This is a genomic window from Sphaerospermopsis aphanizomenoides BCCUSP55 (assembly GCF_001586785.1).
GTDB classification, from domain to species: domain Bacteria; phylum Cyanobacteriota; class Cyanobacteriia; order Cyanobacteriales; family Nostocaceae; genus Sphaerospermopsis_A; species Sphaerospermopsis_A aphanizomenoides_A.
The window spans coordinates 1-18,494 of sequence record NZ_LUFH02000112.1 but is presented as its reverse complement, the minus strand read 5'-3'; the positions used below and the strand labels follow the sequence as shown (position 1 = coordinate 18,494).

The following is an 18,494-nucleotide window of genomic DNA, read 5'->3' as shown; positions in this document are numbered from 1 at the left end:
GTATATTCCCATTTTAAATAATCTTCCCCGTAACCATCGTTTTGTTTTAGGAGAACGGATAATTAATCATTTATATGATTTTTTAGAAAAATTAATTCAAGCTCGTTATGCAGCTAAAAGTGATAAAATCAAGATTCTTCAAGAATTAAATACTCAACTGGATATTTTACGCTATCAAACCCGGTTAATATTCGATTTTGAATTAGTTAACTCTCAACGTTATCAATATATTAATCAGAAAATCAATGATATTGGTACTGATTTAGCAGCATGGATAAAACAACAACCAAAAAAGTAAATTTTCTGATTTGTAAACTGTAGGTTGGGTTAAGCGACAGCGCAACCCAACAAATAATTGAAAATGTCAGGAAATAAATAATTAAAAATATTGGGTTTCCTTACGTCAACCCAACCTACGTAATTTTATTGTTTGCACTTAACAGACAATTATTGTATTTTTAGAAAGTTTAGCAATGCTAAACCCCTACCCCTAGAATTGAATGATTGAGAAATTTTTGAGGATCATAGAGATTGAAAAATGAAAAGATATGATAACCTTTGGCATCAAATTATCAATTGGGAAAAATTGATGTTAGCTGCTCGTTATGCCCAAAAAGGAAAACGATTTCGTCCCAATGTGCTAGAATTTAACTATAATTTAGAACAAGAACTATTCAAATTACAATCGGAATTAGAAAATCTAACTTATCACCCTGGTAAATATAACACCTTCTATATTTATGACCCTAAACCGCGTTTAATTTCTGCTGCACCTTATCGGGATAGAGTAGTTCATCATGCTTTATGTAATATTATTATTCCTTTAATTGAAAAGTCATTTATAAATGATACCTATGCTAACCGCTTGGGTTATGGAACTCATCGCGCTTTAAAAAAATTTACTAAATTTGCTCGTTCTAGTCGCTATGTTTTGCAGTGTGATGTGCGGAAATATTTTCCTAGTATTGACCACGAAATTTTAAAAAATATTATTAGATGTAAAATAAAATGTCGTCAGACTTTATGGTTAATTGAATTAATTATTGATAATAGTAATTCCCAAGAAAATGTGATTGAATATTTTCCCGGAGATGATTTATTAACTCCTATTATGCGTCCTCATGGTTTACCCATTGGTAATTTAACCAGTCAATTTTTTGCTAATTTTTATCTAAATTATTTTGACCATTTTGTTAAGGAAGAATTACGAGCTAAAAAATATTTACGTTATGTAGATGATTTTGCAATTTTTAGTGATGATTACGATTTTTTAGTGACAGCAAAAACAGAAATTGAAAAATATTTAGCCAGTTTACGTCTCAAGATGCATCCTATTAAAAGTCAGTTATTAGAAACTTGTTATGGTGCAAACTTTGTAGGGTTTAGGGTGTTACCTGACCGAGTGAGAGTACGTAATGATAATCTCAGAAGGGGACGTTTACGACTCAATAAACTCCAAAAAGATGTTGCTCAAGATAAAATTTCTCCAGATAAAATTATGAACAGCTTACAAAGTTGGGAAGCTCATCTTAAACATGGCAATACCTATCGTTTAAGACGTTCTATTTTTAATCATTATTCTATCTTAAAATTGACATTTTGATAATCTGTAATGGGCGACAAAATTCCTATTTTCATCCTGTAAATCCTCTAATCTTGGACATCCTGATTCAGACAAGTTATCACTGTATTTTTGCACATTAAAAAATCAAAAAAAAATTTTTCGCGCATAGCGCGAGAGGGCAAAAGGGCAAGAGTGTAAAGGGCTACATAGTCCTGGGGGGAACACACACAACTCGAAAACCGAAGTCGTTGTTGCTGTTGACGAAATTGACGCGAGTCGCACAACGACAGTTCCTAGAATCGACGAACCAAGAACCGCCTCGACACACTTTGTTGTTACTCGCTTGTTCACTTATCCACGCACTACCATTCGTCGGCGCACCTTCATAATTATTATGCCAGTCATCCTCGCACCATTCCCACACATTCCCATGCATATCATATAACCCAAAGTTATTCGCTACCTGAAAATATCCCACTGGTGTTGTTTGTTCTCTATATTCCCCTTTGACTCCATCTTTATACACATCTGTACCACGATAATTTGCTAGTTCTGTTGTGATGGTTTCTCCAAAATGAAAGGGTGTGGTTGTTCCTGCACGACAAGCGTATTCCCATTCTGCTTCTGTGGGTAGGCGATACTCAAATCCTGTTTTTTTACTTAACCTGTTACAAAATTCCTTTGCATCTGACCAGGTTACATTTTCTACTGGTCTTTCCCATCTCTCTATTCCTTGGTAGTCTTCTTTAAAATATGAGGGGTCTGGGTCTAGTTCTTTGTCTATTTGTTCCCATCCTGCTACTATTTGCCATTGCTTTTGCGTGATGGGATATTTGCCCATAAAGAATGTCGGTACTGTTACTTGATGTTGTGGTGATTCATCATCATATCTTCCCTCTTCGTCCTCTGGTGAACCCATGAGGAATGTTCCCCCTGGTATTTCCATCAGTTCTAAATTTATCCCCTCACCCAATTCTTCAATTACACCTACAGCTTGTTTTTCTTGACGTTTGACTAACCAGTTTAATGAATTTAAATCTTTTTCTAAAGTTGCCACCACAAACTTAAAAGTAGTCTGTTTAATAATTTCAATAGTCGCTACATCAAATTCACAGGTTTTTAATTCTGGTTCTGGTTTTAATTCTGGTTCTGGTTTTAATTCTGGTTCTGGTTTTGCAGAAATATATTTATTAATAGCATCAGCATATTCAGCATATTCACCACCAATATTTTGAAAAACATCTACAGCAATATGAGCAAAGGGGAGAAGTTTAGCTTGAGTATCTTGATTTTTGGGAAAATGAGTTATCAATGCCGTAAAACTGTTAACTGATAAACCAATTTTTTCACCAATATATGCAGAAACAGCATCTAAAATCTTTTCGGTTTCATTAATTGCCATTGCATTATTCAGTACCTTCCTCACCCCAGGAAGAAAATCATAAACTCGCTCTTTTCCTTTGTAGTCTTTGGGGGTGACATCTTGCAGTAAACCACCCATATAAAATTCCGCCACATGAACAGGTTTAGCTGCCTTTAAACAGGTTTTTCTCAGCAGATTCACTACAGCAATATCCACAGGTAAAGCTGCCATCATTCCTGCTAATCTTTGCGCTATGGGTGATGCAGTAGCTAGGAAATTTTTCACAATTTTTTTGGCTTTTTCTTCTTCACTTAACCCTTCATAATTTAAAGCCTCTTTCTTTGTATCAGAGAGGTTTAGAGATAGATTTTCTCGTAAGTATTCTAAATCAAATAAATAAGTAGAAATTCTGCCATTACCAAAACCAGCAACTACTTTTGACCACAGTTTTAATATTGGTGGTTCTAGATTCAATACTGGTAAAACTAAATTTTTACGCCAATTAACAGATATCCAAAATGGTAAATTTTCTAAAACTAATTTATGATTTACTACACCGGGCTTGGATGATTTAGCAAATATTTTTCGTCCTAAAGATAATTGGGTACTATCCCATAAATTTTCAGGGAAAAATTGTAAAATAGCAGTAGGTTGAGATGTTGACCAATCTTTTGAACATTGAGAAAATATGTGATTTTCCCACAGAGGAGAAACACAATCACTCACAATGAATATTAAACCCCGGTTATCAGGATGGATTAATTCTTTATATTGATGTTTAGATTTTGCTAATTTACCTCCTTTGTAGCGACGATAAAGAGTTAATTGACAGATGTCTCCTAAGATATGACGTATAGCAAGCAAGGATAAAAACAATGATATTGTTTTGAGATTATATTTAAGACTGTACTTCATAACAAAGAAAAATACTGTCTTGCTTTTATTGCTTGTATAACTTTTCTTAATTATCCAGCAACGAATATTCCGAAAAGCACCTTGTTTTTCTAATATTTGTTCTAATTCATCTATTAAAACCTGCCAAATAAAAGATGATTTATAATCTTCAACTACCAACTCTAAATCTAGCCATCTTTCCGGTGCTGGTTTAGTAACAGGAGTCCAAATATTACGCTCAATAATTCTATTAACAGTTGCTTCTTCATCTAAAATAAATCTATTTCTAGCAGGTATTTTACGCTTCAGGGGACGCAGTGAACGACCAATTTCTAAACCATTATCAATAGCAGGTGCAGCAGCAACAGGAAAGGGAAAACCGGATGTTTGCGGTGTTGTTTCTAATATTTGACCTTTTTCTGTTTTATGTTCTGTATCTTCATCTATTTTTGGAGGTACATAATCATTTAAAATTTCTGTTTTTGAATCATCTGTTTTATTTGTATTATTATCATTAGGTAATATTACTATTGGTGGAAATTCTATAGAACCTTGTGTATTATTAGGTGTTAGTTTCGCTGCATCACCCATTTGTAAAGCCAACCAAATCATATCAGCAATGTCTTCATCATCCAATGCTAAATCATCTGGTAATTTTAATTTATCTAATCGAGTAATTAGGTTTCTAATCGTGGTATAATCGGGAGAATTATTCATCTTCTTCTTCTGGTTCTGCTCCCAAATCGTCTAATAATCTATCTATTAATTTGTTTTCACTAGAAATTCCATCCCGACCTTTGACAACCATGAAAATAGCATTTAATAATTGGTCTGTTGCTAAAGTCTTTTCATCTTGATTTTTCCAAAACTTAGTAATTAATTTGTCTACTTCTGGGTTATTAGTGGTTTTTGTAGGTGTTTCTTCAGTTCCTTCATTAAAATGAGCATTCACTATTTTTGCTAAATCATCCTTGCTGGGTTTTTTCATTGTTAACCGCAAACAACGCCGCAAAAATGGCGCGGGAAAATCTCTTTCACCGTTACTTGTTAAAATCACAAAGGGAAAGTTTGTACAGGTAACTACACCATTTGTAATTTCTTTTTTCAAATTACCTTTAGTTATTTCTTCTGTTTCATCACTGTAAGCTGTTCGCACATTGACAACAGGGACTTCTTCTTTAATTCTTTCTAACTCAGGAATTATAAATCTACCTTCTTCAAAAATACCTAATAAATCATTAGGTAAATCAATATCACTTTTATCAATTTCATCAATTAAAAGTACACGGGGTTTATTGGATGGTAAAAAAGCAGTTCCTAAAGGTCCAAGGGTAATATACTTTTCAATAATTTTTAGTTGTTGTTGTTTTTCTGCTGCTGATAATTTTGACCAATTTTGTTGCTGTTGTTGTTGAGCTTCTTGCAGTCGAGAAATAGCATCATAACTGTAAAGTCCATCTTTTAAAGTCGTGCGAGTTGTAATTGGCCAATAAAGCACTTCACCTAATTTTAATTCCCTAGCGACAGCATAAGCAAGAGATGATTTTCCTGTTCCTGGTTTACCAGTAACTAATAATGGTCTTCTCAGATAAAGTGCAGCATTGACCATTTTAATTTCTTCTTGTCTAACTTGGAAAGTTTCACCTCTGCGTTTACGTCTATTTTCCCCTGGTTTACTATCTTCCCCAAAAGGCCGCCAACTGGGTGGAGGTGGGAATTTTTCTTGATCAATAATATCATCATGGGGTTTAGTATTGTTGCCTTTAAATATGTACCAGTTTGTGTTATTTGTGTTCATATTTGTTTAAATTTATCACTAGGTTTAGGTGGTAGTAAATAATAATCATCCCAGAGAAATGACAAATGACGACCTATATGATGATTATTTTCTTCTGCTTCTAAGCGTTGGTTTCTAACTACTTCAGATAATGTGTTTAAACAACGTGATTGACGACATATTCTATCTAAATTCTGTTGATAATTATCAACTTCTTCCCTAACCCATATAGCTAGAGGAATGCTTGTATTATATAAAACATTCATAACTGTTTCTATTTTATCAGATACAACTGCAAAATTCAATCTTATTGCTAGTTGTTGATTTAATAGTTGAATTAATTGATTTCGATTATCTGAATATTCTAATTCCATAAAATTAATACTTTGCCTATTGTCTATGATTTCCTTTAATTGTCTACAATTGTTTCTCCATTGCATCATAATCTCTTTTTCTTCTATATTCACAGGTTTTTTAGTTCGTTCTACAAACCTAATATTTACCTCATAATGCGCTCCCAAAGATAAATATCCTCCTTGTCTTCTGATTGAAAAAGAATCTATAGGAGCAATGAATTTACAGGGTAAAAAGAATTGTATTTTCCCAACTCTACCAACTTTATCGCTAACTTTAAACAGTAAATTATCTATTAATTTTGGTAAACCATCCGATAAATTATTGAAACCTTGAATCTCATATTTACCGTCTCTAGTTATTTCTTCCCATTTATTATTGTACTGAGAAGAACAATTATCTTGACAGTTACTATGATCTTGATCTTGAAAATAACAATCTTGATCATATTGATTAATATTTTCAATCAACCATGCTTTGATAATTAAATTATAATTATTTCCCTCGTCAATAGTAATTAATAAACAAGGATCATATCTTTCTTGCAAGTTAGGTATAATATTTATTTTTTGCTGAACAATATTGATTAAATCAGCATGATTTGTGACATTTTTTATCCATTCATCCAATCTTTGATATATTTGTGAAGATGTATCTTGAATATTTAATCTTAAATAACCAATCAAATAATCTATCAATGAAAAATTATTGCTTTTATAATTATCTAATTTTTCAATATTGTTAATTGCTTTATTTAACTCTACATCTTGAATAGATTTAATGGGATCATCATTACTGGGAATTTGAATATCACGAAGTGATAATGAGAATTGATAAGCTTGAGTAAATAATTGTTGATGGGAGTGCCAATTGGATCTAAAAAAATCAAGTAATTCTTCTTTTTTTTGCTTTTTGTTATTTAATATTGCAGATAAATCTGCTGTTTCCTCAAACTCAAATAAATATCCATTCTTATCTCCATCATGTCGCAAGAAAATAACCGGACGATACCATTCATAGTCTTTAAACTTCATCTCATTGGTTGCTAATCTTACTGCTTCCAATAAAGAAGATGTACCATTACTTAAAACTCGATAAAACTGCTCGATAAAACCTTTCAGACTATTCTCACTAATACTAAATGGTGTGGCTACGACTGCGGGAACTTTTTGTAATAAATTTTGAGCAACTCCATTAAACACAGAATTACTGTAATCAGCGTATGCACCCTTACAAGCAGTAATAACTATTAACTGGGGTTTTGGATCACAAATTTCAATTAAATCAGCAAATCTTTCTGCGCTAATATAATCTGCATTTCCCTGTTCATCTGGAAATAACAAAAATCCTGTAGGGTTCTTTAAAGGACTGCCACAATGTTGACAATTAGCAACTCCTTTATTGAAAAATATTTCATTTGTACCGCTTTTAGGACAAGAAGGATTATCACATTGTCTCTTAAAAACGCCATGTCCATTAAAATGGATAATGTCAGGCATTTTATCTTTATTTCTCCTGTTTTCAGTTAAGTAATTGCGTAAAGTTGTATAGGTTGGTGTTTGTGATTCGTGCCAAGATAATAAACTAGCTTTCCCTTGATATCTGAGTTGTTGGAGACTATCATTAATTAATGTTTCTTGATTTGTTAATTTTTCTAGATTACCGTCTGCTGCTTGTGAGGAAATAACTAGAACTTTTAATTTATCAATCTTGCGTTTTCCCGAAGGTAAAGAATTGGGGTGAGCTATACTATAGGAAAAACTCAAACCCTTTTGTACTAAAAAATCATGACTATCATGTGCTAAATGCCAGGGATATAATGATAAATTAGAATCCTTAATTGTTTTAAAATCATATTCAATAGAAATATGTAAATCTGTTTGATTGAATGGTGGTTTAATATTGCCTGGAAATAATGCTGTATACAATTGCTTACCAATTATTTCTCGCATTTGATCATGATAAAAGTTAGAATATTCTGGATTTAATAAACCTGCATTTATCATCCATTCTCGATCATTATTTTGAGATGAATATTTTTTAGTAATTGCATTCAGAGCATTTAGCACAGTATAAATATGTGAATTTCCCGAATCATCAAAAAATGGTAATTGTGATCTTTCACTACCATAGCTCTCTGCTGATACGGTAAATTCTCGATTATTGATTGGTATTAAAGTTAGTTTCAGTATTTCCATTTTATATATTGATAAATTTAAAATAAAATCTGTAACTCACCATTCATAATTTAAAATTTTGCTGGGTTACGTCACCACTAACGCACCCGACTTTTTTATTTAAAATTCTTCATTGTCACCTTGTAATACTATTGGTGGCGTATTATCCCTAATTTTTTTCTGGTCTTCGGGTGTTAATGTTTTCATGAAGTTCTCATTCAGAATAGCAGGAGTTAAAGTAATTCTAATAGTATGAATAGTTTCATTATTTGTTTTTGTACTACCGCTTACAGTTCCTTCAGCTTCTCCTAACTTGAAAAAATCAAAAGAAAGAACATTGATTTTTAAATCAGCTTTTGCTTTTCCCTCTCCTTTAACTTCTTGCTCTTTAGAAACCGCAACTTGTAGTTCTAGTTCAACATTTTCAACCAAGAAAACTGGATTATCTTTATTTGTGTTTGCTAACTCTTCTTTAACTTTACTAATTAGTTCACCTAAACCGATTTCATTTAATTTCTGTGACATCTTCAGTAACCAGGAAATAACTGATTTATTTTATAACATGAAATCATAAGCTGTTGTGCAACAATTTGTAAAAAAAAACGTGAATTTGCTAAAAATTAACCCCACCCTGAAATTTGACAGGCATGGGGTAATGTATAGTTTGTATTTGCGTTGAAAGCTTACCTGAAAATTAAATTTCCGGTTCAATACCCAAAGAGCGCAATTGAGCAATTAAACGTTCGTTTTTCTGACGTTCCTGTTCAGCCCTTTGGCGTTCCTGTTCAGCCCTTTGATATTCCTGTTCTGCTCGTTCTTCTCCACTTAACAACAAATTACCATCTAAATCCCACCAACGTAACCAAGGTAAATCTACATTTTGATATTCACCTTGCCAAATGCCTAACTCAACTCCTAAAGCTTTAATAGGATAATGCCCGCGTTCATTAGCTGGTAATAATTGGTATTTATTTTCAATTAAATGATAAACTTCCACACTGGCTTTATTCATTTCATAAATCCCATAAAAAGCAGGATGAATCACCTGTTCATAAATCCATAATTTCCCTTTCCACGGAGTTTTATCTCTTTCTTCATCACCATTCCCAGAAACAAATTCTAAAACAATTAATGGTGAAATATACTCTTGCCACAGTACATAAGAACGGCGCATTTGACCATTCAAACTAGGAGGCACATTAGGCACATAAAACCAATCTGGTGCTTCTGCTCCCCGTTCTGGAGGATCAGTAATACGCCAGTAAATGCCACTATCTTGACCTATACAATATTGTCCGTCAGGGTGAATTTTTTGCAATATTGGTTTAATAGATTCAGTTAGTAGAATGCTTTGAGGATGTTCCTGAAAATTTTTCACAAAATTACCATCAGACTCTGGAAGTTGAGTATGATCTGGAAGAGTAATTCCAGATGTGGGAAGATTTGTGGTTGAGGTCATATACCCCCCTCGTGGTGTTTTTTTAAGTGTAGCAAAGAAATAATATTATCTCTTTCCCAGTTTCTAACTGGGAATGTTATGATAGAGGCTCTGCCTCTAACTAAAATCTAAACCTCTGGTTGCAAATCTAAACTATAGATTTTCTCACCCTCTAAATTGTGGAATGCAACAGTTAACAATTCAGTTTTTCCGTCAATTTTCACAGTCCCAAAAAATTGTAATCCTGAACTTGGTGGTTGATTTAATTTAATCTCAGGTGATGCAGTTTTAAACCTCACTTGAGGTCCAAAAGTATTATCTAATTGGGCAGGTCCAAAATTACCTGCATTCAAAGGGCCAGCCACAAATTCCCAAAAAGGTTTAAAATTTGTAAATTGCGCTTTATTTGGATCATAATAATGGGCTGCTGCATAATGTACATCAGCAGTTAGCCAAACCACATTTTTGATATTATTCTGTTTGATAAACCGCAATAAATCAGCTAATTCCAATTCTCTCCCTAATGCTTTTCCATCCCCATTAGCAGCATTTTCAAAGTCAGTTTTACCATCCCGTACTATTAACCCAATTGGCATATCACTAGCTATCACTTTCCAAGTTGCTTTTGAGCTTTTTAATTTATTTTTTAACCAACGAATTTGAGAACCACCTAAAAATGCTGTTTCTGCATTTAATACTGTTTGATTGTTAGGAGAATTTTTACCACGATAACTACGTTCATCTAACATGAAAATTTCTAGCAATTCACCATAATTGAAGTGGCGATAAATGCGGTTTGTATCTCCAGGGTTAAACCGGATAGGTGTATATTCTAAAAATGCTTGTTTTGCCCTTGATACTAATAAATTCACATCTTTAATTTTGTATCTCTCATCATCTAATATTTGCCCTGGATACCAATTATTTCTCACTTCGTGGTCGTCCCATTGCACCAGTTGAGGAACTTGAGCGTTAAAGCGACGCACATTTTCATCTAACAGATTGTAAATATAGTTACCGCGAAATTCTGTGAGTGTTTCCGCAACCTTTGACTTTTCCTCTGTGGTGATGTTTCTCCAGATACTACCATCATCTAGTATCACTTCCGATTTAATCGGATTATCAGCGTAAATATAATCACCTGAATGGATAAAAAAATCAGGGTTTAATTTTCTGATAGATTCGTAAATTTTCATACCTCCCCATTCGGGATTAATTCCCCAACCTTGACCTGCGGTATCTCCAGACCAGGCAAAAAATATATCTTTTTCCTTTCCTAGGGGTGCAGTTTTCAAATGCCCCATAACTGGTGCGCTGTAAATGTTGGTATCCACTAAATCTTGGAAAGTAACACGGTAAAAAATATCTTGACCTGGTGGTAAATTACTCAAATAAGTCCGGGCTGTAAAATCCGTATTGTTCGATGCGACTTGTCCAGTAATACGACTGCTATTGCGGAAATTTTCATCAGTAGCATATTCTATGATCATTCGCGCCGAGTAATTACTGCGACTCCAAATAACCGCGCTATTGCTGTTAATATCGCCACTAGCGACTCCGTAAGGGATAGAAGGGCGATTTTGATCTAATGTGATCAATGCTGGTGTCTGTGCTACACCTGATTTTGACAACAGATTTGTGCCTAAAATGCTACCAGTAGTGACAGCGGCTTGTAGTAAAAACTGACGACGTTTCAGTTTTGGTGAAATGTTTGATTTGATAAAGCTACTCATGATTCTTTATTTATTGCTTTAGACTAGATTTATCTAACACCATTTATACGACAGGTGCGTCTATGCAGTTATTTGACAATGAAAACCAAATGTTAAAAATATTACAGGATTATCAAAATATAGATATGCAATCTGAAGAAATTTTTAATGATTTAGTTCAACTAGCAGTCGATTTTTGTGATACACCAGTTGCTATAATTAGTGTAGTTGATACTGAACGAGAATGGTTCAAATCAAAAATTGGTGTTACCATTTCAGAAGTTCCAGGAAATGTTGCTTTTGGTAGCTATACTATTCAACAAAATGAAATATTTATTATCCATGATACATGGCAAGATCAAAGGTTTGCTGCTCATCCGCTGGTGATTTCTAATCCTTCTTTTCGCTTTTATGCAGGAGTTCCCCTGATTAATTCCAGTGGCTTAGTTTTAGGTTGTTTGAGTGTCATGGATGTCATACCGCGAAACTTAAGCATTAAGGAACAAAAAGCCTTACAAGGTTTAGCAAAACAAGTCATCAGAAATATAGAGCTAAATTTCCAAAAGAGTGGTGAAAACAATAGAATTAGAGATATTATTCAAGCTATTCCTTTACCATTAATGATTTTCCGTGTATCTGATGGGTTAATTTTGTATGCTAACCCAGAATTTATGCAAACCTTTCAAATTGATGCTGGAAATTTATATAATACGCACATTTCAAATATCTACAATGAAGTTTCAGAATTAAATTCTTTAATAGTAACTCTATCTAATAACGGTTATTTACATAACCAAGAAATTCTTTTTCATAGAAAAGATGGTTCTTTATTATGGGCTATTACTTCACTTCAATATTTAAAACTCAACAATGAGATTGTCATATTAATCGTTTTTTACGATATCACTAATCGTAAAAATACTGAAACAGCACTGCAAGAACAAAATAAATTCTTACAATCAATATTCCAAAGTATTCCCTTGATGATTGCCCTTAATGATGTCAACGGCAAAGTGCAGTGGGTAAACTATAATCTGGAACAAACTCTAGGTTGGACTTTAAAAGATTTCCACACTCATGATGTTTTTGCTGAATTATATCCTGATGCTAAATATCGTCAGTATGTAATTGATTGTATGAAATTTGCACAACCAGTTTGGAGTGACTTTAAGTGTCGGTTACGTGATGGTTTCACATTAGATACATCCTGGACTAATATCTCTCTTCCCAATGGTCAGACTCTCAGCATCGGTCAGGATATTACAGCACGCAAGCAAACTGAACAGGCGTTTCAAGCACAAGCAGAAAGGGAACAGCTAATGCGGACTGTTTCTCAACGCATTCGTCAATCTCTAAATCTTCAAGATATTTTGAATGCAACTGTTAAAGAAGTGCAAGATTTGTTGCAGGTTGATCGAGTGGTGGTTTATCAATTTGCGTCAGATATGAGTGGTAAGATCATGGCAGAATCTGTTACACCTGGATGGACAGTTTCTTTGGGTGTAGAAATTAAAGATACTTGTTTTCAATCAGGTGCAGGTTTAGAATATCATCAAGGACGTAGACGGGCAATTGCTAATATTGACACTGCAGGACTGAGTGACTGTCATCTGAATTTATTAGCACAGTTTCAAGTCAAAGCCAATTTAGTTGTGCCAATTTTATTAACAACAGATGGTGACAATTCTGTTTCTTGTCTGTGGGGTTTACTAATTGCACACCAATGTTCAGCCCCCCGTGATTGGGAAGAAAATCAGTTAGATTTACTAGAGCAACTGACAGTGCAAATTGCGATCGCTATTCAACAATCTAGTATATTTGAACAGTCTCAAATTGAACTAGCTCAAAGACAACAAGCAGAAATTGAACTCAGAAGCGCCTTAGCGGAAAAAGAAGTTTTGTTAAAAGAAGTTCATCATCGTGTAAAAAATAATTTGCAGATTGTCTCTAGTTTGTTACAACTCCAAGCTCAAACACTCAAAGAACCCGAAATTATCAGAGTTATCCAGGAAAGCCAGAATCGGATTGAATCAATCTCCTTGATTCATAAAAATCTCTATACTTCTCCTAATATTGGACAATTAGATATTTTTGAATATATCAATAATTTGGCATCGGGTCTGCTTATCTCTTATCAAATAGTTCCTAGTCAAATTAGTCTCCTCACCGATATAGATTCTGTTTCTTTAAATGTTGATGAAGCTATTGCTTGTGGTTTGATTATTAATGAATTAGTCTCCAATGCACTCAAACACGCTTTTCCTAATAACCAAAAAGGAAAAATAAACATTAGTTTGCGTAATGTCAATAATAAAATCGAACTAACTGTTCAAGATAATGGTGTTGGTTTACCTGATGGCTTATATTGGAGAAATACAGATTCTTTGGGGCTATCATTAGTTTATGATCTGGTGACAGAACAACTAGAAGGAAATATTACAGTAGAAAGCAATCAAGGAACGTTATTCCACATTCAATTTCCGCAGTTAACTTTGCATAAATCAATAGCAAATGGAGCAAGCTAAAATTTTAGTTGTCGAAGATGAAATAATTGTAGCTAGAACTATTTCTAGTCAATTACATCAATTAGGTTACATTATTACGGGTACTGCGTCTTCTGGTAAAGCTGCTCTTGCTAAGGCATTAGAAACTCAACCAGAATTAGTGTTAATGGATATTATCCTCAAGGGTGAAATAGATGGAATTACTACTGCCGCTAATATTCGTGAACAGTTAGATATACCTATCATTTTTCTGACTGCTCATAGCGATGACCAAACTATAGAACGTGCTAAAATCACTCAACCCTTTGGTTATGTAGTTAAACCATTTACTGTTACAGATTTACGTATAGCTATTGAAATTGCTCTATCACAACATAAATTAGAACGCGAATTACGGGAAAGTAGAGACCAATTAGCAACCCTACTCAACTGCATGAGTGATGCGGTAATTGCCACAAATGAGCAGGGAATAGTAACGTATATAAACCCCGCAGCCCACCATTTAACAGCTTGGGAGCAAGAAGACGCTCTAGGAAAAAATATCTCAGATGTTTTCACCATTATTGATGAAGTGACAGAAGAAATAATAGAAAACCCTATCCATAAAACTTTGCGGGAAGAACCGGTTGTGAATTTGGGTGAATCTCAATCTTTAATTACTAAAAATGGTCAAATAATACCCATTGGTAATAATGCTTCCCCACTTAAAAGACATAATAAAATTAGTGGTGCTGTAGTTGTATTTTGGGATATGAGTGAACGCCGTCAAAAAGAACATCTAGAACAGGCTTTAAAACAAGAGCAAGAGCTAAATCGTCTCAAATCTTTATTTATTTCTACAGTTTCCCATGAATTCCGTAATCCTTTGGCGATGATTCAAACAGCAGTAGAACTGATAGAGATGCAAGGAAATAACCTCACAACAACAAAAAGAAACGCTTATTTTAACCGTATTTATAACGCTGTACAATCAATGGAAAAACTCATGGAAGATGTACTATTCATGGGTAAGGCTGAGGCTGGCTACCTGGGTTATAATCCTGCACCAATCAAATTAGATAAATTTTGTCGGGACTTAATTGAGGAATTTACTATTATAAAAAGTATCTCACAGCAAATTCTATTTAATTGTCACAGTCATTATACAGATGGTGTAATGGATGAAAGATTATTACGTTATTTATTCATCAATTTACTATCCAACGCTGTCAAATATTCTCATCCGGGTAGTCAAATTCAATTTAACCTCACCTGTGATATGGAAGCAGGAGTAGCAATTTTTCAAATTCAAGATCAAGGAATTGGCATTCCCACAGCAGATAGAAATCGCATTTTTGATTCATTTTATCGCGCCTCAAATGTCCAATCAATTCATGGTAATGGACTGGGCTTAGTAATTGTCAAAAGATGCGTTGATGCTCACAATGGTAAAATTGATATTAGCAGTCAAGTTGATGTGGGAACAACATTTACTGTCACTATACCGTTGAATAAGTAAACAGTTATCAATTACAGCAGCTTTCAGCAGTCAGCAGTAAAACCCTTTTGGTACAAGAATTCGTGATAAAAATTTGTACCTTATTGATCTACAATCTGCTGTATCAATTATCAATTATCAATTATCAATTATCCTGACGCACACCACCCACAACTGGCTTCACTTCACCTGGAGAAAATACATCAGTACCACCTGTCCAGTTAAAATCACTAATACGGATAGTAAAACCGCCTAATTCCAACACCGGATTGTAACGCAAAGTAATTCCGTAAGTGCGGCGGTTATATTCCACGGTATAGTCCGTGCTGCTTTCTTGACCTGTATCCAGGTTAATAGATGTTTGCAATCCTAAACGAAAAGGTCCATATATTTGCTGTGAAATCCCCGCACTCAGCACTCTGTTATCCACTGAGCGATCAAACAAAAAGGGTGATAATCCGCTATTGAAGCCTTGGGAGTAACTAATATTAAAGGCTGTGTAATCTAAAAATGGTCGAGAAAAATGACCTAGTTGTCCCACTAAACCGATTGTACCAATCAAGGTACTTTGATTATCGCCACTTGTATAATAACTTGTAGTGCCTGTCACACCAGCGATCGCTTGCAAATAAGGTACAACAGGATTGGGTGTATATTTTAATCCTTCATTAGCAGTCAGTGGTAATGCTTTACCTTGCCACAGCAAAAAACCTGTACCCAGAGATGCGCTTGCTTGTAAGCGCCCCAAAGAAATGCGGTCATTTTTGCGTTGTGGCTCTAGTAAATCTTGGCGATCAGTGTTAGCGTCTATATACTGAGCGCCTGCTTGATAGCTGAGATTAATCCCACTTTTCCCCAAGGGGATAATAGGAGAAGTGACGACTCCACCTAAACTACTCTGAACAGTTTGAAAACCGAGAGTACCATTGTACAAGCGATCGCGGTAACTATATTCTAAATTCAAGGTATGAGGATTGACCTCACCTAAAGTCTGACGTAACCGCAAACTTCCCCGTAACTTATCTTCTACTTGATTGAAATCTAGACTGGTTAATTCTCCCCTGCCTTCAACTGTAGTTTTTGGACCTAAAACAGTATATAGCTTAGTTTTTACACCAAACAAATCTGCCACATTACCACTATTTTCAAAAGCCTTCTGCACAAAAAACTGAGGTGTAATACTCCAGCGTGTCTGGTCATTATTGATAGCTGAAAAATTACGCTCTACAAAAACTCCACCCCGCCTAGTACCATCATAACCTGGAGAAACAATAAATGGATTCACATCCCTTTCTCGACGGTCAATTTTTTGATTATCAATCGGGATCGGCAAAGTAAATCCTTGGTCAAATACCAAACGTTGACGCTGAGTAGTAACACGGTCTACTAGCGGCGCTTCTCGCGTCATAGTCACCTTAGAAGCCCGTAATTCTAATTCTGGTGGTGAAAAAGGATCATTCGTAATCCGCACATCCTGAGCTTGCCAACCACGGGGATAAAAGTCAATGCGTTGGGCTTCAAATCGTAACCGTTTGACAATGCCACCTGTTTTTGGTGCAGGAATATTTCTAGCATCTGCTCGTCCACCAACAGTCACATTAAGCTCTCCGGGACTACTTACACCACCAAGAGGCTGATTAGCACGAATGCGATCGCTGAGTGGGCGACTAGGAACACCACCTGCGGTAATATCTGTAGTTGCCGAGGGTGAAAAAGCAAAATCTGTTTGACTGGAAGGGACATAGATCTCACCTCTACCATTTTCCAGATCCCCACTATCTTGGACAAAGTTATAAGTAAAGCGTTCTCCCCGCAATACCTGATTACCTCTGGTTAAAGCCACGTTGCCTTCTCCCACAGCAATCAAATTATCCAAATTTACCTGCAATCTATCAGCATCGACAACTGCTCCATCAAATCGCACCACCACATTACCTTCAGCAGTGACGATTCGCCTTTGCTCATCATATTCTTGACGATCAGCAATTACTTCCACAACTCGTTGTCTGACTTGTGGTGTATTTCCAGACGGTTGATTTGCTGGTGAAGTAGGTTTTGGATTTGGTGGAAATTCCACCGTAGTAGAAGTTGAAGGTTGGTTATTAAAATTACGTGGCTTAAATTCAATAATATTTTGGACAGGTAAAGAACTTGGTGAATTTTGTGCAGTTTCTGTCTCTCCAGAAAGATTAATTTTATTCCCTTGTTTCTGTAAATTTACATAATTTTTATGTTGTACTGGAGCAGATGTTTTGATCACAACTGGCGACTCAGACAACCATACATTGTTTGTATTGTTAGTGTTAACAACTGCACCAGAAATTTGCTCAAATGTACCGCCTGATGGATTTTCGGCATCCACAGTTTTCGTTTCGGAATGACCAACAGCCAAAGCTGTCCCCAAAAGTTCAGCACTCCTGTAGGTGCCATCAGGGGAAAATTCTGGAGGTACATTCTCTAACTGAGGTGATAGAGCTAAGGGTTTAACAACTCCTAAGTCATCTTCATTAACCTTTGCAGGAGCTTTTGTAGGAGTTGGTAGATGATTAGCAATCTCTATATTTCCTGAATTTCCCAGTTTTTGTATACCAGTTTCAGCCTCAACAACTGAAGCGGAATCAAAAGGCTGGGCTGGTTTTACATATTCAACAATAGGTGGTGAGTCCGGTGGTAAAACTGGATGAAGCATATATCAGGAAAATCAAGCCAACGAAAAGGCAGATATTTAGCCGGAAGGGGCTAACTACACATATTCCGTCCTAGAAGAACGGGGCTTTAAACCCATTTTTGCGGTAAGCCGCCAAGAGGAGGACACTGTATTTTTTCAGATTCGTCGCCAGGTTTTGGGCGTTTAGTGTCTTCCACCTTCCAGCAGTTGCGGATAATTTCTTGTGTTCTTATTCTAAATCCCGACGACCAGGGTTACGAGCCGGGTCATTTGACAAAAAGCCAAACACAAAAATTCCTACAAAGAAAGCAACAACAATATAAACAGCGATTTTTAAAGTCACCATAGAAATATCTCCCAGGGGTTATGACAAAAAGTTCTCAACAATCTGCTACGCAGAAAAGATAGCTTCTCTATCTTACCCGCATCTGGTTCTTTTTTGGAGGTAGTCTTGACCTTGCCAACTATGGATTTTAGACTGAGGCTGTTTGGTAATTGTTTAACCCAACTAATCTGACGATTCTTGACGTTGCTGGATGCAAAATAGTTCCCCCACACCCCACACC

The 18,494-nt window shown here is 35.2% G+C and carries 12 protein-coding genes; 4 read left to right on the top strand and 8 right to left on the bottom strand.

Translation table 11 applies throughout. The features are described 5' to 3' along the window. Both avd and A0J48_RS22370 read left to right on the top strand, forming a co-directional pair. The coding region (gene avd / locus A0J48_RS22375) for a diversity-generating retroelement protein Avd (RefSeq protein ID WP_200326791.1) at positions 1-298 on the top strand (298 nt) is incomplete at its 5' end. A 240-nt stretch (positions 299-538) separates the two neighbouring features. Continuing rightward, positions 539-1,603: an RNA-directed DNA polymerase gene (locus A0J48_RS22370; RefSeq protein WP_200326790.1), complete on the top strand. Its 1,065-nt coding sequence runs from the start codon at positions 539-541 to the stop codon at positions 1,601-1,603. A 163-nt stretch (positions 1,604-1,766) separates the two neighbouring features. On the opposite strand, the gene A0J48_RS22365 is transcribed toward A0J48_RS22370, so the two are convergent. The 6 genes from A0J48_RS22365 to A0J48_RS22340 all read right to left on the bottom strand — a co-directional run bounded on the left by A0J48_RS22365 (position 1,767) and on the right by A0J48_RS22340 (position 11,288). Then, positions 1,767-4,538 carry a formylglycine-generating enzyme family protein gene (locus A0J48_RS22365; RefSeq protein ID WP_234301101.1) on the bottom strand — a complete coding sequence of 924 codons (2,772 nt, stop codon included), beginning with the start codon at positions 4,536-4,538 and terminating at the stop codon, positions 1,767-1,769. Beyond that, the gene (locus tag A0J48_RS22360; RefSeq protein WP_200326789.1) at positions 4,531-5,619 is read right to left on the bottom strand and encodes an AAA family ATPase; all 1,089 of its coding nucleotides are present in this window, start codon (positions 5,617-5,619) and stop codon (positions 4,531-4,533) included. The genes A0J48_RS22365 and A0J48_RS22360 overlap by 8 nt, the downstream gene beginning before the upstream one ends. Next, on the bottom strand, positions 5,616-8,150 hold the full coding sequence (locus tag A0J48_RS22355) for a VMAP-C domain-containing protein (protein ID WP_200326788.1): 2,535 nt from the start codon (positions 8,148-8,150) through the stop codon (positions 5,616-5,618). The genes A0J48_RS22360 and A0J48_RS22355 overlap by 4 nt, the downstream gene beginning before the upstream one ends. Positions 8,151-8,249: 99 nt before the next feature. Further along, a complete protein-coding gene (locus A0J48_RS22350) occupies positions 8,250-8,654 on the bottom strand; it encodes a trypco2 family protein (protein ID WP_200326787.1) in 405 nt (134 codons plus the stop codon). A 169-nt stretch (positions 8,655-8,823) separates the two neighbouring features. Next, positions 8,824-9,588, bottom strand: coding sequence for a Uma2 family endonuclease (locus A0J48_RS22345; RefSeq protein WP_200326786.1), 765 nt, complete (start codon positions 9,586-9,588; stop codon positions 8,824-8,826). Between the two features lie 107 nt (positions 9,589-9,695). Beyond that, entirely contained in the window at positions 9,696-11,288 is a 1,593-nt protein-coding gene (locus tag A0J48_RS22340; RefSeq protein WP_200326792.1) for an alkaline phosphatase D family protein, read from the bottom strand. A 74-nt stretch (positions 11,289-11,362) separates the two neighbouring features. On the opposite strand from A0J48_RS22340, the gene A0J48_RS22335 reads away from it, so the two are divergent. Continuing rightward, complete coding sequence (locus tag A0J48_RS22335) at positions 11,363-13,804, top strand: GAF domain-containing protein (protein WP_200326785.1); 2,442 nt, start codon at positions 11,363-11,365, stop codon at positions 13,802-13,804. Then, a complete protein-coding gene (locus tag A0J48_RS22330) occupies positions 13,791-15,281 on the top strand; it encodes an ATP-binding protein (protein WP_200326784.1) in 1,491 nt (496 codons plus the stop codon). Before A0J48_RS22335 ends, A0J48_RS22330 begins: the two co-directional genes overlap by 14 nt. A gap of 124 nt (positions 15,282-15,405) precedes the next feature. On the opposite strand, the gene A0J48_RS22325 is transcribed toward A0J48_RS22330, so the two are convergent. Together A0J48_RS22325 and A0J48_RS22320 are read right to left on the bottom strand one after the other, a co-directional pair. Then, entirely contained in the window at positions 15,406-17,949 is a 2,544-nt protein-coding gene (locus A0J48_RS22325) for a DUF3769 domain-containing protein (RefSeq protein WP_200326783.1), read from the bottom strand. Between the two features lie 208 nt (positions 17,950-18,157). Continuing rightward, positions 18,158-18,274, bottom strand: coding sequence for a photosystem II reaction center protein I (locus tag A0J48_RS22320; protein ID WP_013190888.1), 117 nt, complete (start codon positions 18,272-18,274; stop codon positions 18,158-18,160). Between the last annotated feature and the right edge of the window lie 220 nt (positions 18,275-18,494).